This is a genomic window from Arthrobacter sp. 7Tela_A1, from assembly GCF_049311065.1.
Taxonomy (GTDB): Bacteria; Actinomycetota; Actinomycetes; order Actinomycetales; family Micrococcaceae; genus Arthrobacter_B.
The window spans coordinates 58409-84628 of sequence record NZ_JAXIOO010000015.1 but is presented as its reverse complement, the minus strand read 5'-3'; the positions used below and the strand labels follow the sequence as shown (position 1 = coordinate 84628).

General features: G+C 65.2%; 20 protein-coding genes. 6 read left to right on the top strand and 14 right to left on the bottom strand.

Annotation, left to right across the window (positions count from 1 at the left end; translation table 11 throughout):
* Nucleotides 1-328: 328 nt before the first annotated feature.
* From glgB to TVB01_RS08605, 3 genes are read right to left on the bottom strand one after another with little or no spacing between them, the layout of a single operon-like run.
* The gene (gene glgB, locus TVB01_RS08615; protein WP_422455484.1) at nucleotides 329-4183 is read right to left on the bottom strand and encodes a 1,4-alpha-glucan branching protein GlgB; all 3855 of its coding nucleotides are present in this window, start codon (nucleotides 4181-4183) and stop codon (nucleotides 329-331) included.
* A complete protein-coding gene (gene treS, locus TVB01_RS08610; RefSeq protein WP_422455483.1) occupies nucleotides 4180-5949 on the bottom strand; it encodes a maltose alpha-D-glucosyltransferase in 1770 nt (589 codons plus the stop codon). Before treS ends, glgB begins: the two co-directional genes overlap by 4 nt.
* Entirely contained in the window at nucleotides 5949-8000 is a 2052-nt protein-coding gene (locus tag TVB01_RS08605; protein ID WP_422455482.1) for an alpha-1,4-glucan--maltose-1-phosphate maltosyltransferase, read from the bottom strand. The genes treS and TVB01_RS08605 overlap by 1 nt, the downstream gene beginning before the upstream one ends.
* A gap of 189 nt (nucleotides 8001-8189) precedes the next feature.
* On the opposite strand from TVB01_RS08605, the gene glgP reads away from it, so the two are divergent.
* Nucleotides 8190-10814 (top strand): alpha-glucan family phosphorylase, encoded by a 2625-nt coding sequence (gene glgP, locus TVB01_RS08600; protein WP_422455481.1) that lies wholly within the window; start codon nucleotides 8190-8192, stop codon nucleotides 10812-10814.
* A gap of 16 nt (nucleotides 10815-10830) precedes the next feature.
* Here glgP and glgX read toward each other — a convergent pair whose 3' ends face one another.
* The 6 genes from glgX to TVB01_RS08570 all read right to left on the bottom strand — a co-directional run bounded on the left by glgX (nucleotide 10831) and on the right by TVB01_RS08570 (nucleotide 17408).
* The gene (gene glgX / locus TVB01_RS08595; protein ID WP_422455480.1) at nucleotides 10831-12942 is read right to left on the bottom strand and encodes a glycogen debranching protein GlgX; all 2112 of its coding nucleotides are present in this window, start codon (nucleotides 12940-12942) and stop codon (nucleotides 10831-10833) included.
* 26 nt (nucleotides 12943-12968) lie between these two features.
* Nucleotides 12969-13955: a 23S rRNA (guanosine(2251)-2'-O)-methyltransferase RlmB gene (gene rlmB, locus TVB01_RS08590; protein WP_422455479.1), complete on the bottom strand. Its 987-nt coding sequence runs from the start codon at nucleotides 13953-13955 to the stop codon at nucleotides 12969-12971.
* A gap of 100 nt (nucleotides 13956-14055) precedes the next feature.
* Nucleotides 14056-15492 (bottom strand): cysteine--tRNA ligase, encoded by a 1437-nt coding sequence (gene cysS / locus TVB01_RS08585; protein WP_422455478.1) that lies wholly within the window; start codon nucleotides 15490-15492, stop codon nucleotides 14056-14058.
* Nucleotides 15493-15542: 50 nt separating this feature from the next.
* On the bottom strand, nucleotides 15543-16025 hold the full coding sequence (gene ispF, locus TVB01_RS08580; protein WP_422455487.1) for a 2-C-methyl-D-erythritol 2,4-cyclodiphosphate synthase: 483 nt from the start codon (nucleotides 16023-16025) through the stop codon (nucleotides 15543-15545).
* Nucleotides 16026-16031: 6 nt separating this feature from the next.
* A complete protein-coding gene (ispD, locus tag TVB01_RS08575; protein WP_422455477.1) occupies nucleotides 16032-16796 on the bottom strand; it encodes a 2-C-methyl-D-erythritol 4-phosphate cytidylyltransferase in 765 nt (254 codons plus the stop codon).
* A 129-nt stretch (nucleotides 16797-16925) separates the two neighbouring features.
* Nucleotides 16926-17408 carry a CarD family transcriptional regulator gene (locus tag TVB01_RS08570; protein ID WP_227896119.1) on the bottom strand — a complete coding sequence of 161 codons (483 nt, stop codon included), beginning with the start codon at nucleotides 17406-17408 and terminating at the stop codon, nucleotides 16926-16928.
* 241 nt (nucleotides 17409-17649) lie between these two features.
* On the opposite strand from TVB01_RS08570, the gene TVB01_RS08565 reads away from it, so the two are divergent.
* The gene (locus TVB01_RS08565; protein ID WP_422455476.1) at nucleotides 17650-18195 is read left to right on the top strand and encodes a hypothetical protein; all 546 of its coding nucleotides are present in this window, start codon (nucleotides 17650-17652) and stop codon (nucleotides 18193-18195) included.
* Between the two features lie 90 nt (nucleotides 18196-18285).
* Here TVB01_RS08565 and TVB01_RS08560 read toward each other — a convergent pair whose 3' ends face one another.
* Both TVB01_RS08560 and TVB01_RS08555 read right to left on the bottom strand, forming a co-directional pair.
* Nucleotides 18286-18966: a response regulator gene (locus tag TVB01_RS08560; RefSeq protein WP_422455475.1), complete on the bottom strand. Its 681-nt coding sequence runs from the start codon at nucleotides 18964-18966 to the stop codon at nucleotides 18286-18288.
* Nucleotide 18967: 1 nt separating this feature from the next.
* Nucleotides 18968-20149, bottom strand: a complete 1182-nt coding sequence (locus tag TVB01_RS08555) for a sensor histidine kinase (protein WP_422455474.1) — start codon at nucleotides 20147-20149, stop codon at nucleotides 18968-18970.
* Nucleotides 20150-20325: 176 nt separating this feature from the next.
* Here TVB01_RS08555 and phoU point away from each other — a divergent pair, with 176 nt between their 5' ends.
* Nucleotides 20326-20988: a phosphate signaling complex protein PhoU gene (phoU, locus tag TVB01_RS08550; protein ID WP_422455473.1), complete on the top strand. Its 663-nt coding sequence runs from the start codon at nucleotides 20326-20328 to the stop codon at nucleotides 20986-20988.
* 79 nt (nucleotides 20989-21067) lie between these two features.
* Here the strand turns inward: phoU and TVB01_RS08545 are convergent, their stop codons facing one another.
* Nucleotides 21068-21823 carry a phosphoglyceromutase gene (locus tag TVB01_RS08545; protein ID WP_422455472.1) on the bottom strand — a complete coding sequence of 252 codons (756 nt, stop codon included), beginning with the start codon at nucleotides 21821-21823 and terminating at the stop codon, nucleotides 21068-21070.
* Between the two features lie 186 nt (nucleotides 21824-22009).
* Between TVB01_RS08545 and TVB01_RS08540 the strand changes: the two genes are divergently transcribed.
* The gene (locus TVB01_RS08540) at nucleotides 22010-22798 is read left to right on the top strand and encodes a class I SAM-dependent methyltransferase (protein ID WP_422455486.1); all 789 of its coding nucleotides are present in this window, start codon (nucleotides 22010-22012) and stop codon (nucleotides 22796-22798) included.
* Here the strand turns inward: TVB01_RS08540 and TVB01_RS08535 are convergent.
* The gene (locus tag TVB01_RS08535; RefSeq protein WP_227896125.1) at nucleotides 22783-23106 is read right to left on the bottom strand and encodes a DUF2516 family protein; all 324 of its coding nucleotides are present in this window, start codon (nucleotides 23104-23106) and stop codon (nucleotides 22783-22785) included. The genes TVB01_RS08540 and TVB01_RS08535 overlap by 16 nt on opposite strands.
* A gap of 9 nt (nucleotides 23107-23115) precedes the next feature.
* On the bottom strand, nucleotides 23116-24267 hold the full coding sequence (locus TVB01_RS08530; protein ID WP_422455471.1) for a trans-sulfuration enzyme family protein: 1152 nt from the start codon (nucleotides 24265-24267) through the stop codon (nucleotides 23116-23118).
* A 125-nt stretch (nucleotides 24268-24392) separates the two neighbouring features.
* Between TVB01_RS08530 and tmk the strand changes: the two genes are divergently transcribed.
* Nucleotides 24393-25034, top strand: coding sequence for a dTMP kinase (tmk, locus tag TVB01_RS08525; RefSeq protein ID WP_422455470.1), 642 nt, complete (start codon nucleotides 24393-24395; stop codon nucleotides 25032-25034).
* Entirely contained in the window at nucleotides 25031-26173 is a 1143-nt protein-coding gene (locus TVB01_RS08520) for a DNA polymerase III subunit delta' (RefSeq protein ID WP_422455469.1), read from the top strand. Before tmk ends, TVB01_RS08520 begins: the two co-directional genes overlap by 4 nt.
* Nucleotides 26174-26220: the final 47 nt, after the last annotated feature.

Sequence of the window (26220 nt, the reverse complement as noted above, 5' to 3'; positions counted from 1 at the left end):
CAGCCCACGGGGTGGGCCGAACAGCCAGTTCAACCAATCAAAATAATTGGTATCAATAAACTTGGCACACTATTGAGTTCTCAAACAACAGGTACTTCCGGCACCGGGAGAGCAGATATTCCGTGGAATTTTGTGCTCTCCGTCGCTCCGGAGCAACTTTTCTATCCTAGTACCGCTGGTCCGTCGGTGTCAAACCGGCTTGTTGGCCCTGCGGCGCGCTTCCCGATCTCTCGTTCTGCGCGGATATCAACTATAGCACGGTTTTGGCGGGCTCGGACCCCCGTCCGAACCCGCCGTCGCCGGCGGCTGTTCCGCCCCTCGAATACCGCTAGGCGCGGGGTGTCAGGTAGAGGACGCCCAGCGGCGGTAGCCGGAGTTCCGCCGAAGCCGGCTGCCCTTCGTAGGCTCCTTCAGTCGCGGTAACCATCCCCATGTTCCCGACACCCGAGCCGCCGAAGTCGGCTGCATCCGTGTTGAGCCGTTCCTCCCACTCACCCGCCCAGGGCAGCCCCACACGAAAGCCTTCATGCGGGTTCCCGGAGAAATTCGCGATGCAGACCAGCGGGTTGCCCTGATGGTCCCACCGGATGAAGGAGAGGACGTTGCGCGCGCCGTCGTTCTCGTTGATCCACTGGAACCCGGCCGGTTCGTTGTCCCGGTCGTACAGTGCAGGTGTCTGCTGGTAGATCCCGTTCAGCTCCTTGACCAGCAGCTGGACCCCGCGGTGCTGCGGCGTTTCGGTCAGGTACCAGTCCAGTCCGTACTGCTCAGACCATTCGGCTTCCTGGCCAAACTCAGTCCCCATGAAGATGAGCTGCTTGCCCGGGTGCGCCCACTGGAACGCCAGGTAGGCGCGGACGTTGGCGAGCTGCTGCCACCGGTCCCCCGGCATCTTGCGGAGCAGCGAACCCTTGCCGTGCACGACTTCGTCATGGCTGATGGGCAGGAGGAAGTTCTCGGTAAAGGCGTAGACCAGGGAGAAGGTGAGCTTGGCGTGGTGGTACATGCGGTTGATCGGGTCTTCCGACATGTACTCCAGGGTGTCGTTCATCCACCCCATGTTCCATTTCAGGCCGAAGCCGAGTCCGCCTGTGCTTGTCGGGGCGGTGACACCCGGGAACGCCGTCGACTCCTCCGCGACCATGACGATTCCCGGCACCCGGCGGTAAGCGGTGGCGTTGACTTCCTGCAGGAACGAAATGGCTTCCAGGTTTTCCCGGCCGCCGAATGCATTGGGCCGCCACTGGTCTGCCGGACGCGAGTAGTCGAGGTACAGCATGGAGGCGACGGCGTCGACCCGAAGCCCGTCGATGTGGAATTCCTCAAGCCAGTAAATCGCGTTGGCCACGAGGAAGTTCCGTACTTCGTTGCGGCCGTAGTCGAAGATGAGCGTGCCCCAGTCCGGCTGTTCACCGCGCATCGGGTCGGGGTGTTCGTAGAGCGGCTGTCCGTCAAAGTTCGCCAAAGCCCACGAATCCTTGGGGAAATGCCCCGGAACCCAGTCGAGGATAACGCCGATCCCGGCCTGGTGCAGCGTGTCGACCAGGTAACGGAAATCGTCCGGATGCCCGAAGCGGGACGTTGGTGCGAAGTAGCTGGTGATCTGGTAACCCCAGGAACCGCCGAAGGGGTGTTCGGCCACCGGCATGAACTCGACATGGGTGAATCCCTGCCAGCTGACATACTCCGCCAACTGGGTTGCCAGTTCGCGGTAGTCCAGTCCCAGGCGCCAGGAGCCCAGGTGGACTTCGTAGACGCTCATCGGGGAGTTGTGCGGATCCCGCTGGGCGCGGGCCTCCATCCAGGCCTGGTCTTCGAAGCGGTAGGTCGATTCGACAACCCGCGATCCGGTCAGCGGAGGGGCTTCGGTCCCCTTGGCCATGGGATCGGCTTTCTCCCGCCAGATCCCGTCCTTGCCGAGGATCTCGTACTTGTAGCGCGACCCCGGTTCCACGTCCGGGATAAAGATCTCCCAGACTCCTGTGCTGCCAAGTGAACGCATCGCGTGGATCCGCCCGTCCCAGCCGTTGAAGTCACCTTCCACCCGGACTGCCTGCGCATTCGGAGCCCAGACGGCGAAACTGACGCCGCGGACCTCACCCAAAACAGAGCTGTAATGATGCGGATTGGCGCCAAGGACCGTCCAAAGCTTCTCATGCCGGCCTTCGCCGATGAGGTGAAGGTCCATTTCCCCGAGGCTGGGCAGGAAACGGTACGGATCATCCACCGTCGTGGCGGGCAGTCCTTCATATCCGACCTCCAACCGGTAATCGGGAACCTGGCCGGGGGCGGGGGCGGGCAGGGTTCCCGCCCAGATCCCGGTGTACTCGTGGTGCAGCGGCACGCGCCCGTCCGGCGTCACCGCCGTGACTTCCCGGGCCAGCGGCCGCAGGGTGCGGATGGTTACCGTGCCGCGGTCGTCAAGATGGGCGCCGAGCACTGCATGGGGCTGGTAATAGCTTCCGTGAGAGACCGCGGCCAGCACGTCCTCCGAGACGGGCAGCGGCGCCTTGGCTGCCGCATCGTTCCCGGCTGCGGCGGCATCTGGAACGGCGGGAAGTTCCGCTTCTGTCCCACCCGGTCCTTCGGAGAGAGCCGTGCCGGCTGCGTTGTCGGGCACGGCCGGAAGTGCGGGCTCAGCAGGCGCAGGAGCCGCCGGCAGAGCAGGTTCCCCGGCAGCAGGCTTTTCGGGTTCAGGGTTGTGTGTCGTGTTCACGGGGCTCTCTTCCTGGCCTTTCGTCTGATCCTGCTCCAACTGGAGTTCTTCCAGCACGTTGCGGGCTGCCGTGGCCGGCACCTCAATCCATGCCGGGCGGTTGCGGATCTCGTAGACAACTTCGTACAGGGCTTTGTCCAGCCACAGGGCAAGGAAAAGCGGATCCGACTTTTGGACTGCTGTTCCTGTCTCTTTCTCGTAGCCACGGAGGAAAGCGTCGGAAGCAGCCTGCGCCCACCGAGCGGCCTTGGCGCGGCGGCCGGACTGACCGGTCGAGTCTTCGGGGCCGGAACCGGTGCTTCCGATCACCGCCACCGCGGCGGCGTAGTCAATGGACCGCAGCATTCCGACGACGTCGCGCAGGACAACGTCAGGGACGCTTCGTTCAGCCGCCGGGCGCAGCGGCTCGCCTTCGAAGTCCAGCACCGTCCAGCCGCGCTCCGCCGAGTGCAGCACCTGTCCCAGATGGTAATCGGCATGAATGCGCTGGAGGTTCGGCAGCGTTTCCAAGTCCGCCAGGGTCGCCAAGAGGCGCTCCAAGGTGGCACCGTAGGGCCCGACGTAGCTTTCTGCTTCATCCCATTCCCAGCGGATCCGGCGGGTCAGGGAAGCAAGGAACTCCGCTCTTTCTGCCGGCGTCGGCTTCCTTGCTCCGAACGCCGCGTCGAGCTGTGAGTGGATCCGGCCGGTGACGGCCCCAAGTTCTTCGGCCTCGGCCGTAAAATCCCGTCCCGCAACGGCCGCGGAGGACGCCGTCCGCCACGCATCTTCGCTCTTGGGGATAAATTCCCGCAGGACGCTCACGTCTCCGGTCGTCCAGGCAGCGGAGTCGGCGTCGTACACGTCCATCCAGCTTCCGGTGAGCCATCCCAGGGTTGCCGGGACATCGTGCGAACCGCCTTCGGTGAGCTTGGCGCTGACGAGGACGTCCGGGCTCTCACCGGCGGCCAGTACCCGGTAGAACTTCACGATGACAGGCGCCTGCGGCGTCGCGGCGATGACCGAGGTGTTGGACTGCTCTCCCTTGAGCACGTGAATGGACAGCGGCTCGGTGAACGCGTCCCAGTCCGCGAAGCCGCCCATTGCGTAGCCGTGGGTGCGCCCGTCCAGCGAACTTGCCTGCGAGCGCATCGTCTCGAGCCAGGCCGTGACGAAAACCGGGTCCGCTGTCCCGTCATAGAGCCACTGCCGTCCGGTGCCGGCTTGTTCAACCGGCCCGAGCAGCGCAGCTTCCAGTTCGGGGTCCGGCTCGGTCCTCATGGTGACGGGAACGCTGATGACGTCGACCCGCCGCCCGGACTCCACGGCAACGAAGTGCACCTGGAGTTCAACGAGTCCCGCGGGATCCTCCAGTTCGATGCCGCCGACGCGTTTGAGGGTCACATCCCGTCCCTTGGCCGGGAACCATCGCTGCCGGGGCAGCCAGGCAGTGAGGAGTTCGGGCAGGGTCGGAATGGTCTCTGTCATTTAGATGCGGCCTCCGAGGCGACGATGAGCGGAATAGCTTCGGTCTGCGGGGAGCTGGTGTTGGACTTCGCGGAGCGCAGCCGGAGCCAGAAGAAGTCATGGCTTCCGAGCGTGAGCGTGAGCACGCCGTCCTCGCTGAAGGTGGGGAAGGGGGTGCCGCCGAAAGCATCCCGCAGTCCCCTGCCCGCGAACTCCGGCAGCTGGACCGTTGCCGCCACCGGGTGCTGGGAGAGGTTGAAGATGCAGAACATCGTCTCCCCCGCTTCGCCCTCGGGGTTGTCCTCCGGCAGTTCGCGGAGGAAAGCCAGGACCGCTTCGCTGTCGGTCGGTACGTTCCGGTAGGACCCCAGGCCGAACGAAGGGTGGACCCGCCGGACCATGATCATCTGGCGCATCCAGTGCAGCAGCGACGAAGAGCTGGCAAGCTGCGCTTCAACGTTCACGTGGTTGTAGTGGTAGACGAGCGACTGCACCACTGGCAGGTAGACCTTGCCCGGGTCTGCAGTGGAGAATCCCGCGTTACGGTCGGGGTTCCACTGCATGGGGGTGCGGGAAGAGTCCCGGTCCTCGAGCCAGATGTTGTCGCCCATCCCGATCTCGTCCCCGTAATAAAGGAACGGGCTGCCCGGAAGCGAGAGCAGCAGGGCATGGATGAGCTCGATCTCGGAGCGCGAGTTATCCAGCAGCGGCGCCAGCCGGCGCCGGATGCCGATGTTGGCCCGCATCCGGGAGTCCGGCGCGTACCAGCCCAGCATGGCCTGGCGTTCCTCGTTGGTGACCATTTCAAGGGTCAGCTCGTCATGGTTGCGCAGGAACGTTCCCCACTGGCCGCCCTGCGGGATTTCCGGGGTTTCTTCCATGGTCTGCACAATCGGTGCGGCCTTCTGGTCCCGGAGCGCGTAGAACAGGCGGGGCATGATCGGGAAATGGAAGCACATGTGGCATTCCGGCCCGGTCTCGTCGCCGAAGTACTCCACGACCTCATGTGGCATCTGGTTGGCTTCGGCCACGATGACCCGGCCGGGGTAGTTTTCGTCCACCATGGTGCGCAGATCCTTGAGGAACCGGTGGGTTGCCGGCAGGTTCTCGCAGTTGGTGCCGTCTTCTTCAAAGAGATAGGGGATGGCGTCCGCGCGGAAGCCGTCGATTCCCTGGTCCAGCCAGAAACGGACGACGTCGAACACCGCCTCGACGACTTTGGGGTTCTCGAAGTTCAGGTCCGGCTGGTGGCTGAAGAACCGGTGCCAGTAGAACTGGCGGCGTACCGGGTCGAAGGCCCAGTTCGATTCCTCCGTGTCCACGAAGATGATGCGGGCATCTTCGTATTTCTGGTCGGTGTCGGACCAGACGTAGAAGTCGCCGTAGGGGCCTTCCGGGTCATTGCGGGACTCTTCGAACCAGGGGTGCTTGTCCGAGGTGTGGTTCAGCGGAAGGTCGATGATGACGCGCAGGCCGCGGGCGTGGGCTTCGGCCACCAGTCGCTTGAAGTCGCTGATGGTGCCGAACTCGCTCAGCACGTCGTAGTAGTCGGAGATATCGTATCCGCCGTCGCGCAGCGGAGATTTGAAGAACGGGGGCAGCCACAGGCAATCGACGCCGAGCCACTGGAGGTAGTCGAGCTGGGAGATCAATCCGGTGAAGTCACCGTTGCCGTCTCCGTTCGAATCACGAAAACCGCGTACCAGGACTTCGTAGAAAACCGCCTTGCGGTACCAGTTCGGGTCGTTGGTGAGGCCGGGTGCATGCAGCTGGAATGGATTTACCACTACTTTGCCCTCCGAACCGAGAGGATGTGCGCGGGTTCGTAGTGCGCATCAAGCCGCACATAGTTGTACTGTCCCCAGCGCCAGCTTTGTCCACTGATCAGGTCGTCCACCCAGAAAGTCCCGTCCTCGTTGAAGTCCTCCGGGTCCAGGTGCAGGGCGTCGAGATCCAGCGTCACAGTGCACTCCCGTGCACTGTGCGGATCGGTGTTCACAACGATGATCAGTGTGTCCTTACTTCTCGGGTCGGATAGCCGTTCCTGCTTGTGCTTGGAGTAGACCACCGTGGCTTCGTCAGTGCTGGAGTGCACGGTCAGGTTCTGGAGGTCGCCAAGCGATGGGTGCGAACGGCGGATCTGGTTGAGCCGGGTGATGTACGGGGCAAGGCTGCGGTCCTGGGCCTCGGCAAGGGCGAAGTCGCGCTGCTTGAACTCGAACTTCTCGTTGTCCAGGTACTCCTCGGCACCGGGGCGGGCAACATGCTCGTACAGCTCAAACCCTGCGTACATCCCCCAGAGCGGGCTGGCCGTGGAGGCCAGCACCGCACGGATCTTGAATGCGGGCGGGCCGCCGTACTGGAGGAACTCCGTCAGGATGTCCGGGGTGTTCACGAAGAAGTTCGGACGGAAGAACGCGGCGGTCTCACGTGAGACCTCGTGGAAGTATTCCTCGATCTCGGTCCTGGTATTGCGCCAGGTGAAGTACGTGTAGGACTGCTGGAAACCGGCCATTCCCAGTGCGTGCATCATGGGCGGGCGGGTGAAGGCCTCAGCCAGGAAGACGACGTCGGGATCCTCCTCGTTGACGGTGGCGATCAGCCATTCCCAGAACCGCAGCGGCTTGGTGTGCGGGTTGTCCACCCGGAAGATCTTGACGCCGTGGCTGATCCACATCCGCACGATCCGCAGGATCTCGCGGGACAGGCCTTCGTAGTCGTTGTCGAAGTTCAGCGGATAGATGTCCTGGTATTTTTTCGGCGGGTTTTCCGCATAGGCGATCGTCCCGTCGATGCGGGTGGTGAACCATTCCGGGTGTTCCTTCACCCACGGATGGTCCGGTGAGGCCTGCAGCGCCAGGTCGATCGCTACGTCCAGGCCCCGGCGCCCGGCAGCGTCAACGAAGTGGTCGAAGTCCTCGAAGGTGCCCAGATCAGGGTGAATCGCGTCATGGCCGCCTTCCGGTGCGCCGATGGCCCACGGCGAACCGGGGTCCTGCTCTCCTGCTACCAGGGTGTTGTTCGGGCCCTTCCGGTGTGTCGTGCCGATCGGATGGATCGGGGGCAGGTAGATGACATCGAATCCCATGGCTGCCACACGGTCCAGGCTGTGGGCAGCGGTCCGGAACGTTCCGGATGTCCAGGTCTGGGTCGCGGGGTCGAAGGATGCGCCTTCTGAGCGGGGGAAGAATTCGTACCAGGCGCCCCGCCCCGCACGCTCGCGCTCAACGTTGATCGGGAACCTGTCCGACGAGGTCACGAGGTCGCGAATCGGTTCGCGGTCCAGCACCTGTGTCAGTTCGCTCCGGCCGGAGGCCTCCAGCCGGACACGCGGGTCCTGGGCTGTGTCGCGCATGGTGCCGGCGGTTTCACGCAGTATCCGGGCGTCCTCCTCGGGCCGCCCGTCAGCTGCGGCCTCAAAAAGTGCGGCGCCTTCAGCCAGCATCAGTTCGACGTCGACGCCGGCGTCGATTTTCACCTCGGCATTGTGGTGCCAGGTGCCGTAGAGATCTGCCCAGCCTTCAACGGCGAAGGAGAAACTGCCCACGGCCTCCGGGCGCAACTGGCCTGCCCAGCGGTCAAGTCCCTGCCCCACAGGGTGCATCCGGTGCCGCTGCACCTCATCGCCCGCGGCGTCATACAGCACGGCAGTCGCCCCGACCAGGTCGTGGCCTTCACGGAAGACGGTCGCCCCGATCACGAGGTCTTCCCCCGGGACCGCCTTCGCCGGAAATCGGCCGCAGCCGACTACGGGAGACACATTGAGGATCGGAATCCGGCCAAACCGGAGTTCCTTGGCGGGCTGGACATCAGATGGCAACGCGCTGGAAGTGGTCACAGACTAGACGTTAGCGATAATCAGGACAGATTGCTAAGGGCACGTACTTTTTGATCCATCGGCACAGGTCAGAGCGGGGTCACAAGAATCCCTGCAGGTGAGGGGCATAACCGGAAATTCGGGCTTAATCAGTGCTGCTTTTACGTGATACAGAGCACGTTTGAATCGATCTGCGCTAGCGTAACTGGGGTGAAGGCAATCCGAAGGTTTACCGTCCGTACTGTCCTCCCCGAGAACATTGCCCCGCTGGCAAGGTTGGCGAAGAACCTGCGCTGGAGCTGGCATCAGCCCACGCTGGAGCTCTTCCGTGACCTGGACCCGGAGAACTGGGAAGCCAGCGGCCACGACCCGATCCGTGCCCTGGGCGCGGTCAGCCGCCAGACCCTGGAACGCATCGCGGCCGATCCGGACCTTGTTGAACGCATCCGGACCGTGGACGAAGGACTCGAGCACTACCTGAGCGCGCCGCGCTGGTACCAGTCGCTGGGCGAAGACGTTCCCCGGTCCATCGCCTACTTCTCGCCCGAGTACGGCATCAGCGCCGTCCTTCCGCAGTACTCCGGCGGTCTCGGCATCCTCGCAGGAGACCACCTCAAGGCTGCCTCGGACCTGGGCGTACCACTGGTCGGCGTCGGCCTGCTGTATCAGGCCGGGTACTTCAAGCAGTCTCTGTCCCGGGACGGATGGCAGCAGGAAACCTACCCGGTCCTGGACCCCAACGGCCTGCCCCTGACCCTGCTGCGTGAAGAAGACGGCACACCTGCCCGGATCAACCTGCCGCTGCCCAACGGGCGGCACCTCATGGCACAGATTTGGCGCGCCGACGTCGGACGCATCCCGCTGCTGCTGCTGGACGCGGATGTGCGCGGCAACGACGACGCTGCCCGCGGGATCACCGACCGCCTCTACGGCGGCGGCGGGGACCACCGCCTCCAGCAGGAACTCCTGCTTGGCATGGGAGGCGTCAAAGCGCTCCGGGTCTTCGAGCGCCTGACGGGGGCACCTTCTCCGGAGGTCTACCACACCAACGAAGGCCATGCCGGTTTCCTCGGCGTGGAGCGCATCCGGGAGCTGATGGATACCGGAATGGGCTGGGAGGAAGCCCTCACTGTCACCCGTGCGTCCACCGTCTTCACCACCCACACCCCCGTTCCCGCCGGCATCGACCGCTTTGACCAGGCGGAGGTGCGGCACTTCCTCAGTGCCGGCCTCGCACAGTCGGTCCCGACGGACAAAGTGCTCGCCCTGGGGGCAGAGGACTACGAGGGCGGAGATTCCAGCAAGTTCAACATGGCCGTCATGGGACTGCGCCTGGCGCAGCGGGCCAACGGCGTGGCGAAACTCCACGGCGAAGTCTCCCGCCAGATGTTCTCCGGGCTGTGGCCCGGCTTCGATGCCTCGGAAGTTCCCATTACCTCCGTGACGAACGGCGTGCACGTGCCCACTTGGGTCGACCCGCAGCTCACCGAACTGGCCATGCAGCAGTTCGGCATCGCTTCCGTCCACGACCGGGACTGGGCACGCGCCTATGAAGTCCCCGACCAGGACCTCTGGGACCTGCGGCGCCGGCTGCGCAGCAATCTGATCGAGGACGTCCGCGGCCGTGTCCGCGCGGCATGGCGCAAGCGAGGCGCCGCCGACGCCCAGCTGGGCTGGACCGACGAGGTACTCGATCCGGACATCCTCACCATCGGGTTTGCACGCCGGGTTCCCACCTACAAGCGCCTCACCCTGATGCTGCGCGATCCGGCCCGGCTCAAGGCCCTGCTCCTGCACCCGACCCATCCCGTGCAAATCGTCGTTGCCGGCAAGTCGCACCCGGCGGACGAGCAGGGAAAGCGGATGATCCAGGACCTGGTGCAGTTCACCGACGACCCGGAGCTGCGCCACAGGATCGTCTTCCTGCCGAACTACGACATCGCCATGGCGCGGACACTGTTCCCGGGCTGCGATGTCTGGCTGAACAATCCAATCCGTCCGCTCGAAGCCTCAGGGACCTCCGGCATGAAGTCCGCCATCAACGGCGGCCTGAACGTGTCCATCATGGACGGCTGGTGGGACGAAATGTACGACGGCGACAACGGATGGGCGATCCCCTCAGCCAACCCGCGGGAAGGGACGCACACCCGCGAGCTCTACACCGCGGACCAACGGGACGACATCGAGGCTTCGGCCCTGTACGACCTCCTGGAAAACACCGTCGCTCCCCTGTTCTATGGACAGGAGCCTCCGGGCGACGCCGGTGCCGCCGGGCCGTCGGACGCTCCGGCGGACTCCCTGCCGCGCGAGTGGCTGGAAATGGTCAAGCACACGCTGGCTGAACTCGGGCCGCAGGTGTCTGCCTCGCGGATGCTGAAGGACTATGTGAACCGGCTGTACCGGCCGGCCTGCGACTCCGGCCGCTCAGCGGCAGCGAATCAGTATCAGGCTGCAAAGGAACTCGCGGCGTGGATCCTGAAGGTCCGGGACGGCTGGTCCGGCGTTTCCGTGGAGCACGTGGATTCGATCGGCATTTCCGACGCACCTCAGATCGGTGACAGCCTCACCGTGCAGGCCTACGTCAGCCTCGGCTCGCTCAAGCCCACGGATGTGGTGGTGGAGGCCGCGTACGGCAAGGTCTCCAGCACGGACAAACTCAGTGATCACCAGTTCCTGGACCTGCAGGTCGCCGAGGATCTCGGCTCGGGCCGGTACCTCTATTCAGGGACACTGCACATTGAGGTGGCGGGTTCGTTCGGCTACACCGTGCGTGTCCTGCCCCAACACTCCGGGCTGGCGTCAAAGGCGGAGCTGGGACTGGTCGCGAACGCGTGACTCTGCCGGCGGGGCGTCAGAGGCGGTAGACGCTGATGGAATTGGCAGCGACACGGTCCTTCTCGCCGCCCGCCAGGCGGGCGCCCCTGCGCCGCCCTTCCGGATCCGAGGTGGCGAGCAGCAGGTCGTAGAACTGTCCCTCGTTGGCCGCCGCAACTCCGCTGGCGCGCAGCGTTTCCATGTCCGGCAGGACGACGTCGATTGGTTCCGACTGTCCGTTGATAACCACCAGTCCGACACGTTCGCCCCGCTCGGATCCGAGCAGCAGCTGCAGCACGCGGCAGGATGGATCGTGCCAGGCAGCGTCTGACATCGGCTCCCCCTCGGCGCTGAACCAGAGCAGCTGCGCAGCACGGGCATCGTCGGGGAAGGCATAGGGCTGCCGGGCCAGGAATTCCCGGCGCAGCCGCAGCAGCCGTGCCGTGGCGTCTAACATCCGGCGGGCGTCCTCGCCCTGGTTCCAGGAGAGCCACGCGGTCTCGTTGTCCTGGCAATAGGTGTTGTTGTTCCCGTGCTGGGAACGTCCAAGCTCGTCGCCGGCCGTGATCATGGGAACTCCGAGGGAAAAGAGCAGGGTAGCCATGAGGTTTCTGGCCGTCTGCGCCCTGTGTTCCTGGATCTGAGGGTCGTCGGCCGGGCCCTCGCAGCCGTGGTTCCAGCTGCGGTTGTGGTTTGATCCGTCCCGGTTGTCCTCGCCGTTGGCGTAGTTGTGCTTGTGGTCGTAGGCGGTGAGGTCGGCCATCGTGAATCCGTCATGGGCCGTGACGAGGTTGACCGAGGAGAGCGGGGTCCGGTCCGAACGGGCGAACAGGTCGGCGGACCCGGCAAGGGCCCCGCCCAGGCGTGCCAGCGATCCGGCGGGTTTCCCGGCCGCCAGGGCCGCCTGGTCCTCCAGCCAGAAATCCCGGACGGTGTCACGGAAGTGGTCGTTCCAGTCGGCCCATCCGGGCGGGAAGTTCCCGGTTTGCCAGCCGTCCGGACCCAGGTCCCACGGCTCGGCGATGAGCTTGATGTCCTGCATCACGGGATCGGCCGCGAGTGCCACCAGCAGCGGATGCCGACGGTCAAACCTGTTTTCCTCATCCCGGGCCATCGTCGGCGCCAGGTCGAAGCGGAATCCGTCCACGTGGTACTCGCGAACCCAGTGACGCAGCGAGTCGAGCGTCATTTGGACGACCCGCGGTTCGCTGAAGTCCAGGGTATTGCCGCAGCCGGTGGTGTCCAGGTAGCGGCCTTCGGCATCGTGGCGGTAATAGACCTTGTCGCCAAGTCCGCGCCAGCAGAGGGCCGGCTCGTCCGGACCGCCCTCGGCCGTGTGGTTGTAGACGACGTCGAGGAGAACTTCCAGGCCCGCTGCATGCAGGGCCTTCACCATGGTCTTGAACTCGTCTTGGACAGCCTGCGGCCCGGCAGCCTGCGCGATCGCCGTGGCATAGCCGGTGTGCGGGGCGAAGTAGCCCAGGGTGTTGTAGCCCCAGTAGTTCGTCAGGCCCAGTTCCCGCAGGTGCAGCTCGTCGATGTGGAAGTGCACGGGCAGCAGCTCGACGGCGGTGATTCCGAGGTCCAGCAGGTATTGGATCGTGGCGGGATGCCCCATGCCCGCGTAGGTGCCGCGCAGTTCCTCCGGCAGCGCCGGGTTGAGCATCGTCTGGCCGCGGACGTGCGCCTCGTAAATCACGCTGTCCCGCCACGGCGTGTGCAGCTGTCCGTCGCCTTCCCAGTCGAAGCCGGAGTTCGTGGCTACGGAAAAGTACAGCGGACGGCCGTCTGCGTCCTGCTTCGTGTCGATGCCGCGTCCGTAGGGGTCCAGCAGGAGCTGGAACTCACCGGGCGCGGCAGGGAGAGGTTCTCCACCGCCCCAGAACCCGTAGCGGATCCCGGGGGTGAATCCCTCCGCCCGGCCGTGGTGGATTCCGGCAGACTTGCTGTCCAGCCGGCTGGACACCCATCCCCCCGGCACCGTCTCGTACCAGATATCCACGGATTCCAAGCCCGGTGCGTACACCGAAACGTTGACGGCACCCGGAACGTCCGGGACGCCGGCAACGCTTTCATGGATTCCCAGGGGGAAGGCCTTGGAGACCCGTCCAGAGGGAATCTGCTTTCCATCAGTAACGACGTGTGCCATGTTGCCTCTCCGTCGCTCCGTAGGACTTAGGCGGAGCGCTGCCGTGAAATTTCGTAAAGGGTAATCCCGACTGCCATGGAGGCGTTCAGGGATTCCATGGCGGAGTCGATCGGTATGGAGACAATCTGGTCGCAGTTTTCACGGACCAGGCGGGACAGGCCCTTGCCTTCGGACCCGACCACAATGCAGACCGGTTCCTTGGCCAGCGCCAGGTCGGGAAGGGAAACATCGCCGTCGCCGTCCAGGCCCAGGACAAAGATGCCCATCTTCTTGAACGTCTTGAGGGTGTTGTTCAGGTTGCTCGCACGGGCAACCGGCACGCGGACGGCGGCACCTGCACTGGTCTTCCAGGCAGAGGCCGTGACGCCGACGGAACGGCGTTCGGGAACGATCACGCCGTGGGCACTGAAGGCCGACGCGGAACGGATGATCGCTCCGAGGTTCCGGGGATCGGTGATGCCGTCCAGGGCTACGAAGAGCGGCGCGTTCTTGATGTGGCCCTTCTTCCAGGCCTGGATGGTCTCCTCGGCGAGGTCTGTCGGGTCCGCGTACTCGTACGGCGGGATCTGCAGGACGAGGCCCTGGTGCACGGCCTCGTTGGTCATGCGGTCCAGTTCCGGCTTGTGCGTTTCCATGACGGGCAGGCCGCGCTCGGCTGCCATCTTCAGGGATTCGCGGACGCGGTCGTCCATGTCGATCCGCACGGCCACGTGGAGGGCCTTGGCAGGAATACCGGCACGCAGCGCCTCAACCACCGAGTTGCGTCCGGTGACCACTTCCTCGGCCACCTTTCCGCGCGCGGGCGCGTTGCGGCCGCCGGAGCGCTGTCCGCCGTGCTTGGCGGCGGAGCGTTCAGCCAGCTGCTTGCTCTTGTATGCCTTGTGGTAGGGGCGGTCTTCAGCCTTGGGCGTCGGTCCCTTGCCTTCGAGGGCCTTGCGGCCGAGGCCGCCGGTACCCTGGGAAGGGCCCTTTTTGGCTTTGCGAATCGCGCCGGGTCGTCCGTGGTTGGCCATGGGTAATACACCTTAAGTAGAAGAAAGCACTACTTCTAGTCTACGCAGGCCGTCCAAACCCGTGTGCCGGACCCCGGGGCTGTTAGCCGAGAGCTAACGCCTACCCCTGTTCCAGCGACCAAAGAGCGCCGTCGGCGGTGTCTTCCACCACGATCCCGGCAGCCGCAAGGGAGTCCCGGATGGCGTCGGCGCGTGACCAGTCCTTGGCTGCCCTCGCCTCGCCGCGCTCACGCAGGAGGTCCTGGATCAGCCCGTCCAGCGCCGAGTGCTCTGGACCGGATGCGGCCGGCGCCTGGACCGCATCCAAGCCGAGCACCCCGGTCATGGCACGGACCTGCGCCAGGGACGTACGGGCGGTTTCGAGGTCCGCCGCCGCCAGCGCCGTGTTGCCGGCGCGGACAGTGTCATGCAGGACAGCGAGTGCCTGGGGAACATTCAGGTCATCATCCATTGCCGTTCCGAAGGCTTCCGGCAGGTCAGCGGCGCTGCCCTGCACTTCCCCGAACTTGGCTTCTGCCTTGGCGATAAACCCGTCGATCCGCTCCACGGCCGCCCCTGCTTCCTGAAGCGACGTCGGACGGTAGTCCAGCACGGAGCGGTAGTGGGCCTGACCGAGGTAATAGCGCACGACGCGCGGGGAGGCTTCGGCGAGCATCTGCTCCGGGCTGATCGTGTTGCCAATGGACTTGGACATCTTTTCACCCTCGAAGGTGACCATGCCGTTGTGCATCCAGAAATTCGCGAAGCCGTCTCCTGCCGCCTGGGACTGGGCCATCTCGTTTTCGTGGTGCGGGAAGCGCAGGTCCAGGCCACCGCCGTGGATGTCAAAGCGCGGGCCGAGGTACTTCGTGACCATGGCCGAGCACTCCAGATGCCACCCAGGGCGGCCGCGGCCCCAGGGGCTGTCCCAGGCGGCGGTCTCCGGATCGGTGTCCTTATGGCCCTTCCACAGCGCGAAGTCGCGCGGGTCCCGCTTGCCGCGGGGGTCGGCGTCGGGCGCTGCCTGCATGTCATCAATGTCCTGGCGGGTCAGCGAACCGTACGCCGGCCAGGAACGGACATCGAAGTAGACATCGCCTGAGTCGTCAAGTGCCGGGTAGGCATGCCCTGCGTCGATGAGCCGCCGGATCAGGGCGTGCATCTCGGGGATGTGGCCCGTTGCGCGGGGTTCGTAGGTGGGGCGCTGGACGCCCAGGACGTCGTAAGCCCGGGAGAACTCCTGCTCGAACCGGTAGGCCAGTGCCCACCAGGGTTCATCCGGTATGACGCCGTCTGAGGGCTCAGCTCCAACGGAAGCCGCGGCCTTCGCCAGGATCTTGTCGTCGATGTCGGTGACGTTGCGGACGGCGGTGACACGGTAACCGCGGGCCTGCAGCCAGCGGGTCAGCTGGTCGAAGGCAATAGCCGAGCGGATGTGCCCAACGTGCGGCAGGCCCTGCACAGTGGCGCCGCAGTAATACAGGCTGACGTGCCCGGGAACCAGGGGCTCGAAGTCCCGGAGGCGCGCAGTTGCTGTGTCATAGAATCTCAGGCTCACTGCTCTAGACTACCGCGTGCCGTGTTCCGGCCCTCCCCTGCGTTAAGGCGTCAGGCCAGAACGACGACGGCGGTAGCCACGGCGGCGATTCCTTCGCCGCGGCCGGTGAAGCCCAGTCCGTCCGTCGTGGTAGCCGAGACACTCACCGGGGCTCCCGCTGCTTCGCTGAGCACCGCCTCCGCCTCGGCCCGTCGCGGACTGAACTTGGGCCGGTTGCCGATCAGCTGCACCGAAACGTTGCCGATCCGGAAGCCGGCTTCCCGGACCAGCCGGGCAGCCTCAGCCAGGAGGACCGTTCCGGATGCTCCGGCATATTCCGGCCGGTCCGTTCCGAAGTGCAGTCCCAGGTCTCCGATCCCGGCGGCCGAAAACAACGCGTCGGCGGCCGCGTGGGCCACCACATCGCCGTCGGAATGTCCGGCGAGTCCGCGTTCGCCTTCCCATTCGAGTCCCGCTACCCACAGCGGGCGGGGTGAATCCTCTGGGGCGAACGCATGCACGTCGGTTCCGATTCCAGTGCGGGGCAGGGCGATCACGGTCTAGTCCTCCTGCATGCTGGATCCGCCTGCAAGCACCGCTTCGGCAAGCAGCAGGTCCAGGGGGGTAGTGATTTTCAGGGACATGGCGGAGCCTTCCACCACATGAACGGGAACCCCCAGGCTTTCAACCAGCATGGCGTCATCCGTGATGGCAGCCGCCCGTTCTTCGGGAAAGTCCGTGGCTGCCGCGTGTGCCCGGCGCAGCAGGTCTGCGTCAAACCCCTGCGGCGTCTGGACCGCCCGAAGCGACGCGCGGTCCGGCGTAGCCGTCACACGGGCCGGTGCCAGTGCGGCCTCTTCGGAGGATGTGGGTTCCACGGTCTTCACGGTGTCCGTTACGGGAACGGCAGGAATGACAGCCTGTGCGCCGGCAGCCAGTGCCGACGCCACACGGTGGAACACCTGGGCGGGTGCCATCGCACGGGCCGCGTCGTGCACCAGGACGGAGTCGATGTCGTCCGGCAGCGAGTTCAGGGCAGCGCGGACTGAGTCGGACCGGGTGGCGCCGCCGTCCACCACCACCACAGGGCAGCTGAGCTGTGACGCTGCGCAGAGAGCGCGAAGGGCCGTGTCGGCAGCCGGTACGGCAACGCTGATGAAGGAGGCGACACCGGAGGCATCCACACCCCTCAAGGCGTGCGCCAGCAGCATTTCACCTGCCAGGGGAACCTGGGCCTTCGGCATGCCGTAGCCCAGGCGCTGGCCGGAACCGCCGGCCACCAGGATGACGCCCACTCGCTGCGGGACGGGATTGGATTCTGACACGTACCAAGCCTAGTGCCCCGGGGCGCAAGTCCGGCGGGACCGGCTCTGTTGACCCGCCCGGGCAGCGCAAACACGTGTCCTTAAACGGCAGAAGCCGGCCCCGGGGGGCCGGCAACTGATAGCCAGGGTCTAGCTTGCCAGGACTTCGTCCAGAACAGCGGCTGCCTGGTCCTCGTCCGTTTTTTCCGCCAGAGCGAGTTCTGAAATGAGAATCTGCCGGGCTTTCGCCAGCATCCGCTTTTCACCTGCGGACAGCCCGCGGTCGTGGTCGCGGCGCCACAGGTCGCGGACGACCTCTGCAACCTTGACTACGTCGCCCGAAGCCAGCTTCTCCAAATTCGCCTTGTATCGGCGGGACCAGTTGGTGGGCTCTTCTGTCAGTTCGGCACGCAGGACATCGAAAACATGCTCGAGGCCTTCCTTGCCCACGACGTCGCGCACTCCAACGAGGTCAACGTTCTCTGCCGGTACTTCAATGGTCAGATCACCCTGTGCCACCTTGAGCTTGAGATACATTTTCTCTTCGCCCCTGATGGTCCGCATCTTGATCTCTTCGATCTTCGCGGCACCGTGGTGAGGGTAAACAACTGTTTCGCCAACCTCAAAAACCATGTGGACTTTCCCCTTTCCCGAACCCTACTTTAGCATGCAAGCGACACGCCGAGAAGAGTTTTCGCAGGTCAGGGGCGCGCCCCCAAAAACTGAGTAGTATTCGGCCTCCGGCACGTAGCCTACTGAGTAGTTCCGTAAAGGCCTCTGACGTCGCGAAATCCATGTTTTCAGGTGATTGCCGATAGGCTATGAGCAAACGTTCCCCAGGTCCTCCGACCGCCACACATCAGGAGTTTGTGCTGTGAGATTCACATCCAGGAACCGGACGCGCAGTGCTGCCGCCGCCGGTGTTATCACCCTGTCGCTGCTGGGCGCCACCGGCTGCAGCGTCGTGAACGACCAGGCAACCACCATGGAATACTCCCCGTCTGACGGAATCGTCCAGGACCTCGGTGATATCCAGCTGCGCAACATCCTGGTTGTCAGCGACGGAGACGGTGAGCCCGGGCGTCTGCTCGGCACCGTCATCAACGATTCCTCTGATCCGGTGAACTTTGAACTCGAGGTCGGCGGCTCGACCCTGACGTGGAATCTCCCGGCCGGCGGCAAGGTCATTTATGACGACGCCCCTCAGTCCGAGGTCCTCGTCGAAACCGTTGACGTCCTGCCCGGCACCGGCATCCGCGCCGAAGCCACTGCCGGCACGGAAACCGCCACCCTGAACGTTCCCGTGGTTGACGGCCAGGTCCAGTACTACGAGGACTACCTGCCGACCGAGGAACCGACTCCGGAACCCGCTTCCTCGGAGACCCCGTCCGGCGAAGCGACCGAGACTGCTGCTCCGTAGCCCAAAAACAGCTTGCCTTTGGAAAGGGCCCGCCCGCGGCCGGCGGGCCCCTTTCTATGTTCTCCCCCCCCTGTACACCGGCGGGAGCGGTCACGCCTCGAACTTGTAGCCCAGTCCGCGGACGGTGACCAGGTGCCGGGGAACGGACGGGTCCGGCTCGATCTTGGCCCGCAGCCGTTTCACGTGCACATCCAAGGTTTTGGTATCCCCCACATAGTCGGCGCCCCAGACGCGCTCGATCAGCTGGCCGCGGGTCAGGACGCGGCCCGAATTCCGCAGCAGCATTTCCAGCAGCTCGAATTCCTTGAGCGGCATCGGCACGTTGACCCCATCGACGCTCACCACGTGCCGTTCTGCATCCAGGCGTACGTGACCGGCTTGGACGGCAGCCGAGGCGAAGTCCCCGGCATCGCTGCGGCGGCGCAGGACCGCACGCACCCGCGCCAGGAGCTCCCGCGAGGAGTACGGCTTGGTGACGTAGTCATCGGCACCCAGCTCCAGGCCCACCACCTTGTCGATCTCGGCATCACGGGCGGTCAGCATGATCACCGGGACGTCGGAGCGCTGGCGCAGCTGCCGGCAGACCTCTGTCCCGGACTGGCCGGGCAGCATCAGGTCCAGGAGCACCAGGTCAGCGCCCTTCCGGTCAAACTCGGCGACGGCGTCAAGGCCGTTATCCACCACGGCGACCTCAAACCCTTCGCGTTCCAGCAAATAGGACAACGGGTCACTGAAGGACTCCTCGTCCTCCACAATCAGGATCCTGGTCACCTTACTCCTTGCCTGCCCTTGCGGGCGCGGCCGGAGCATCCGGACCGTCTTCGCTGTCTGCTGTGTCCAATTCCGGAAGCTTCACGGTGAAAGTCGATCCCTGACCCGGCTGCGACCAGAGGTCGACCTCCCCGCCGTGGTTCGCTACGACGTGCTTGACGATGCTGAGTCCGAGGCCGTTGCCGCCGGTGTTGCGGGAGCGGTCGTCGTCGATGCGGTAGAAGCGTTCAAAAACCCGTTCTTGGTCCTCGGCGGCGATACCCGGTCCGCGGTCCGTCACCGTGACCCGTGCCAGCCCGTCCCTGGAACGGATCCCGACGCCGATTTGGCTGCCCTCGGGCGAGTACCGGATGGCGTTGTCGATGAGGTTCCGGAAGGCAGTGGTAAGCATGGGCCCGTCCGCGTAGACGGGATTCTCCGCGGCGCCGCCCACCACCACGGTGATGTTGCGCTCTTCGGCGGCAAGCCGGTTCGCCTCCACCGCATCGTTGACGAGCTCGTTGATATCCGCCGGCTCGGCGTGGTCCACGACATCGGTCCCCTGCAGCCGTGACAGTTCAATGATGTCCTGGACCAGGGCGGACAGCCGGACGGTTTCCTTCTGCATGCGCTTGGCGAAGCGGCGGACAGCTTCTTCGTCCGCTGCCGCCTCGTCGATCGCTTCCGAGAGCAGGGAGATCGCGCCGACAGGTGTCTTGAGCTCGTGGGAGACGTTGGCCACGAAGTCGTTGCGCATCTCTTCGGTCCGGGTGGCCTCGGTCCGGTCGTCGGCGAGGATCAGGATGTACTCCTCGGCGATCGGCGCCACGCGCAGCTGCAGGATCAGGCTGCCCTGGCCCAGGGGACCGCGATGGAGCTCCACGTTGCGTTCCTCGATGACACCGTCGCGGCGCACCCGGCCGGTCAGTGCCAGGACGTCGTCCTGCACCAGGGTGTGCCCGCGGACCAGGCCAAAGGCATAGGCGCCCGGGCTGGCGCGCACAACGCCGTCGATTCCGTCCACGACGATGTAGGCACGGCCGAGGACGCCGAGGATTTCCGCAGCACCTTCGGACAGCGCCGGTTCGTCCACCTCAGCGAGTTCGCGGCGGTGGCGCTGGCTGGAGAAGTATGCGACGACGCCGAAGACGCCAACGGCCAGGCCGAGGATGCCTGAGAGCAGGCCCAGCAATACAGGGTTCACAGTCCTAGCTTAGGCGGACGCCGCCGGACCGGCAGGAGCTCCGGTGGCATTCAACCAAGCGTTAAACTAACGTTCACTTCAAGAGGACCGACCGTTAACCGGACGCAGGCACCATGAATGGAGCCGCACCGGCAGGTGCGGCGGCCCTGTAAGAGTTCATCGAAAGGACGCATTAAGTGCGCAAGGTTTTCCAGGCTGAGCTTCACCAGATTGGCGAGGAGCTGACCCAGATCTCACAGCTCGTCACCGAGGCAATGAAGAAAGCCACGCAGGCGTTCGAGACGGCGGACACTGAACTGGCACAGGACGTTATCGCCGCCGATGCCCGCATTGATTTCCTGCAGAACGACCTGGACGAGCGGGCCATCGATGTCCTGGCCCTGCAGGGTCCGGTTGCCAGTGATCTCCGCATGATCGTCGGTTCCCTGCGGATGAGCGCTTCCCTTGAACGCATGGGCGACCTCGCCCGCCACATCGCCCAGCTCGCAAGGCTGCGCTACCCGGCCAACGTGGTTCCCGCCAACATGGTCGACACGTTCATGGAGATGGCACGCCTGGACATCGCCATCTCCGAACTGCTCACCGAGCTGCTCGAAACCCGTAACCTCGAGCTGAGCAAGGACATTTACGCGCACAACACGCGGATCAACGAACTGCACGCAGGTGTGTTCAAGGCGGTGGCTTCTCCGGACTGGGACAACTCCCCCGTCACGACGGTGGACCTCACGCTGGCCAGCCGGTATTTCGAGCGCTTCGCCGACCACGGCGTCTCGGTGACCCGCAAGGTCAACTACCTTGTCACGGGTGAGTGGCAGCCTATCTCCGAGGGATCCGTCTAGCCCTCCCCCATCGAGATAACAGAAACTGCCCGTATGAGAGCTCATACGGGCAGTTTCTGTTATCTCGAGGAATACGGGGCTAGTTCTGCTTCTTGCCCTGGTTTGCAACCGCCTTGATCGACGCGGCAGCGGCCTCCGGATCCAGGTAGGTGCCGCCGGCCTTGACCGGCTTCAGGTTCTCGTCGAGCTCGTAGACCAGCGGGATGCCGGTGGGAATGTTGACCGCGGCAATGTCGGCGTCGGAAATGCCGTCCAGGTGCTTGACCAAGGCACGCAGGGAGTTGCCGTGCGCTGCGATCATGACAGTCTTGCCGGACCGAATGTCCTTGGAGATCTCTTCCTCCCAGTATGGAAGGAAGCGTTCCAGGACGTCCTTGAGGCACTCGGTGCGCGGCAGCTCATCCTTGCTGAGGTCGGCATATCGCGCGTCATTGGCCTGGGAAAAGTCGCTGTCGTCCGGCAGGGGCGGCGGCGGGGTGTCGTAGGAACGGCGCCAGAGCATGAACTGCTCCTCGCCGTACTCGGCCAGTGTCTGTGCCTTGTCCTTGCCCTGGAGGGCACCGTAGTGCCGCTCGTTCAGGCGCCAGCTGCGCTTGACGTCGATCCAGATACGGTCTGCTGCGCCAAGAGCAATGTTGGCCGTGTTGATGGCCCGCTGCAGCCGGGACGTGTAGAGGATGTCCGGGAGGATCCCGTTCTCGACGAGCAGTTCGCCGCCGCGGAGGGCCTCTTGCCTGCCCAGGTCCGTGAGGTCCACGTCCACCCAGCCGGTGAAGAGGTTCTTTTCATTCCATTCACTCTGCCCGTGGCGCAGAAGGATCACTTTGTAGGTCATAAAAGCATCGTATCGTCAGTGCGTGGAGCGGGGCAGGGCCGGACGTAACCATTGCACTTGAGGCAGGTTTTTGCACTGTGCCGGCGGGGCGGGGGATGCCGGCCGGGCACCTGAGGGGGATGGAAGCGGTCAGGACCACCGTTCGCCGGACGGTAACATTGTTTGGTGAAAATCCCCCTCAAACCCGTGGGAAATGTGACCCGGGGCACTACAAATCCCAACCGGCTCAGGCGTGTGGATCGTTGGCTTGCTGGTCCTGAAGCATGGCGTTTGAGGCAGGCTGCGGATCCCCTGGTCATCGACCTCGGGTACGGGGCATCTCCCACCACGGCTGTGGAACTGCATGCGCGCATGGGAAGCGTGCGTGCCGATGTCTCGGTCATTGGAATTGAAATCGATCCGAACCGGGTCCGGGCTGCGAAGCCGCTGGAGCGGGAGGGGCTGACGTTCCGGCAGGGCGGCTTCGAACTGCCCCTGGACGGGCGGCGCCCCGTCATGGTTCGGGCCTTCAACGTCCTGCGCCAGTATGCGGAGCACGAATACACCGCCCACTGGGACATGGTCCGCAGCCGGCTGGCTGAGGGGGGCGTGTTCGTTGACGGCACCTGCGACGAGATCGGCAGGCGCTCCACCTGGGTTGTGCTGGACAGGCAGGGGCCGCTGTCACTGAGCATCTCCCTGCGTTTCGGAGCCTTCGAACTGCCCTCTGATGTAGCCGAGCGGCTCCCCAAGGCACTGATCCACCGGAACGTTCCCGGCGAAAAGGTGCACGCCTTCCTGCAGGCGATGGACAAAGCCTGGTTGGACGCGGCTCCGATGGCGTCCTACGGCAACCGGCAGCGCTGGATTGCCATGTGCCGGTCGCTCAAGGATCAGGGCTGGCCGCTGCTGACCGGGCCCGGGCGCTGGCGCCTGGGCGAGGTCACTGTGGCGTGGAACGCCGTCGAGCCGTCCCGGGACTACCAGGAACCGTAGGCCCCGCCGCGACCCTTGGACTCGTTGAGGGCCGGGCGCACGTCGGCAAGATAGACGGACGCGGCGACGACTGCAGCCAGTTCGAAGAGCAGCAGCGCCAGCGGCCCGAACAGCAGCACCGAGAGCAGGCCGACCGCGGCGGCGCCGCCGGTGAGGCCCATCCAGAAACCCTTGGTCCGTTTGTAGGCGCGCTCGAAATCTGCGGGCTTGCGCCGTACACAGTCGGCAAACGCCCACAGTTCGATTCCCAGCGCCACGATGCCCAGGGCGAGGTAGAGCAGGTTCTGCAGCTCGAAGACAAGTATCACTGGCACAGCCTACCGCGGAAGCGCCTCATCGAGGTCCCTCCACAGGTCCTCGACGTTCTCGATTCCGACCGACAGCCGCAGCAGGTTCTCCGGAACGGAGACGGGTTCTGCGGGCTGGCGGCGCCGGCGTTCGATCAGTGACTCCACTCCGCCCAGCGAGGTCGCCGGCAGCCAGATTCCGGTCTTCTCCGTGACGGCGTCGGCCGCTTCGGCGCCTCCCGCCACTTCAATGCACACGATGGAACCGAAGCCGTCCATCTGTTCCGCGGCCCGCAAATGCCCGGGATCGCCGGGAAGCCCGGGATAGCGGACTGCTTCAACGCCCGGATGGTCCTGCAGCCGAAGGGCCAGTTCCATGGCGGTAGCCATCGAGCGCTCTACCCGCAGCGCCAGCGTGCGCAGCCCGCGCAGGGCCAGCCAGACTTCAAAGGGTCCGCCCACCGCGCCGTGCAGGGACCGGTACGTCAACAGGCGTGCACGCAGTTCCGGATCCGAGGTGACAGCGGCGCCGAGCACGACGTCGGAATGGCCGGAAAGATACTTCGTCACGGAATGGACGACGACGTCGGCACCCAGGTCCAGGGGCCGGGTCACCAGGGGCGTCGAGAACGTGTTGTCGGCTATCACCAGCGCGCCGGCGGCATGGGCGGCATCCGCGAGCGCACGGATGTCCGCTACCTCGAGCATGGGGTTGGTGGGGCTCTCAATCCAGAGCATGCCTGCACCCTCGAGGGCGGAGACCACTTCTTCGGTATTGGCAATGTCCACGGTCCGGATGGTGATCCGCCCGTTTTGTGCCTCACCGGCCGCGAGCACGAGCGAACCCTGATAGGTGTGCCGGGGCATCACCAGGGTTCCGCCGGTCGGCAGCAGGGACATCGCTGCGATCACGGCTGCGAGTCCGGAGGAGTAGACCAAGGCGGGCAGGTCGGAGTTCTCCAGGGTGCCCAGGGCTTCCTCGAAGGGATCCCAGGTGGGATTTGAGTACCGGCCGTACACCCGGTCCCCCTCCCGGGTTGCCCTCGTGCCCAGGAACGTGGATGTCAGGACAATCGGCGGATTGACTGCTGAATCCGCGGTCCGCTCGGGACGGCCGGCGGAGACGACAGTGGTTTCGGGGGACAGTCCGGAGGCGTGCCGGGGACCGGTGGTTGTGCTCATGGCTCTTAGCCTAAACCGGCGCAGAGCGCGGACGCCGAGTGTTTCGGCGCGGCCTGTCACGTTCGGACACAGAGGGCGCGTTACCCCCGCAGCCGGTTCCCAGCCTGACTGGGTAGGCTAGGCGGGTGAGTAATTCTGAACCTTCCGCTGGACTCTTCATCGCGTTCGAAGGCGGCGACGGCGCCGGCAAGTCAACGCAGGCGACTTTGCTCACCCAGGCACTGCAGGATGCCGGCCGCACGGTGGTCCGCACGCGTGAACCCGGAGGGACACCCGTCGGGGAAAAGCTGCGGGCGCTCGTCCTGGAACACGGGCACGGCGAGATCGACCCGCGCACCGAAGCCCTCATCTTTGCCGCTTCCCGCGCCGCACACGTCCAGCAGGTGATCCGGCCTGCCCTGGAACGCGGCGACATCGTGGTCTGCGATCGCTACATTGATTCCTCCGTGGCCTACCAGGGCGCAGGACGCGCCCTGGGCACGGGCCCGGTCCGCCAGGTCAACGAATGGGCGACCGAAGGCCTGGTCCCGGATGTCACGGTGCTCCTGGATGTTGACCCCGAATCGGGCCGGACCCGCCGGACAGCCTCCGCCGGCGCCGAGGATCGGCTGGAGTCCGAGCCGGATGAATTCCACGGCAGCATCCGTGCCGCCTTCCTGGACCTGGCCGAAGCGTCTCCGGAACGCTACCTGGTGCTCGATGCCAGGGCGCCCGTTGCCGAACTGGCTGCCCGGATTCTCGCCCGGATCGGTGCCCTGCTGCCATGACCGTATGGGATGACCTCCAGGGCCAGGCACCCGTCGTCGGGCAGCTGCGCCGAGCCGCCGCCGAGAGCCAGCCGACCCACGCGTGGCTTTTCACCGGGCCGCCCGGTTCCGGGCGGTCCAACGCCGCCCGTGCCTTCGCTGCAGCACTGTTGTGTGATCAGCCCGACCCCGCCGAGCGCGGCTGCGGCGAATGCCGGGCCTGCCGCACGGCGCTGGCCGGCTCACATGCTGACGTCTCTTCCGTGACCACGGAAAAGGTCACCATCAGCATCGACGAGGCCCGCGAGCTGGTGAAGAAGGCCCAGGACAAGCCGTCCACCGGCCGATGGCGGGTGATGATCGTCGAAGATGCGGACCGCATGCAGGAACGCAGCACGAACGTCCTGCTCAAAGCGATTGAAGAGCCGCCGCCGCGGACCGTCTGGCTGCTCTGCGCGCCGAGTCCCGGTGACGTGCTGGTGACCATCCGCTCCCGCTGCCGCCCCGTGGGCCTGCGGCTGCCTCCGGTGGACGACGTCGCCGAGCTGCTGGTGCGCCGTGACGGCATCGATCCGGACGTCGCCAGGGGAGCTGCACGGGCAGCGCAGAGCCACATTGGCATTGCCAAGCGCCTGGCCACCGATGAGGGTGCCCGGGCCCGGCGCGAGAAGATCGTTCGCCTGCCGCTGTCCCTGCGCAGTGTCTCCGGAGCGATGAAAGCTGCTGCGGACCTGGTGGCGCTCGCGGAAGCAGAGGCCTCCAGCTCCTTTGAGCAGCGCGACGCCGAAGAGAAGGCCGCCTTGCTCGCCTCCCTCGGCGCGCCGGAGACCGGGACCCTGCCTCCGTCGATGCGCAGCCAGGTCAAACGCCTCGAAGAGGACCAGGTCCGGCGTGCCAAGCGTTCCAAGAACGACTATTTCGACCGGGCCCTCACAGACCTGCTCTCCTTCTACCGCGACGCCCTGGTGCTGTCCCTCAACTCGGGCACGGACCTGGTGAATGAGTCGCTTCGCCCGGAGCTGGAGGACTTTGCCTCACGGTCCACGCCCGAAGTGATCCTGGCCCGCATGGAGGAGATCAACGAGGTCCGGCGGCGGCTGGTCACCACCAACGTCGCCCCGCTGCTCGCCATCGAAGCGATGGCCGTCAGCCTGCTTTAACCCGCATTTTCCGCACCAGACCCGCCCAGGACCCAGGAGCCGCACCA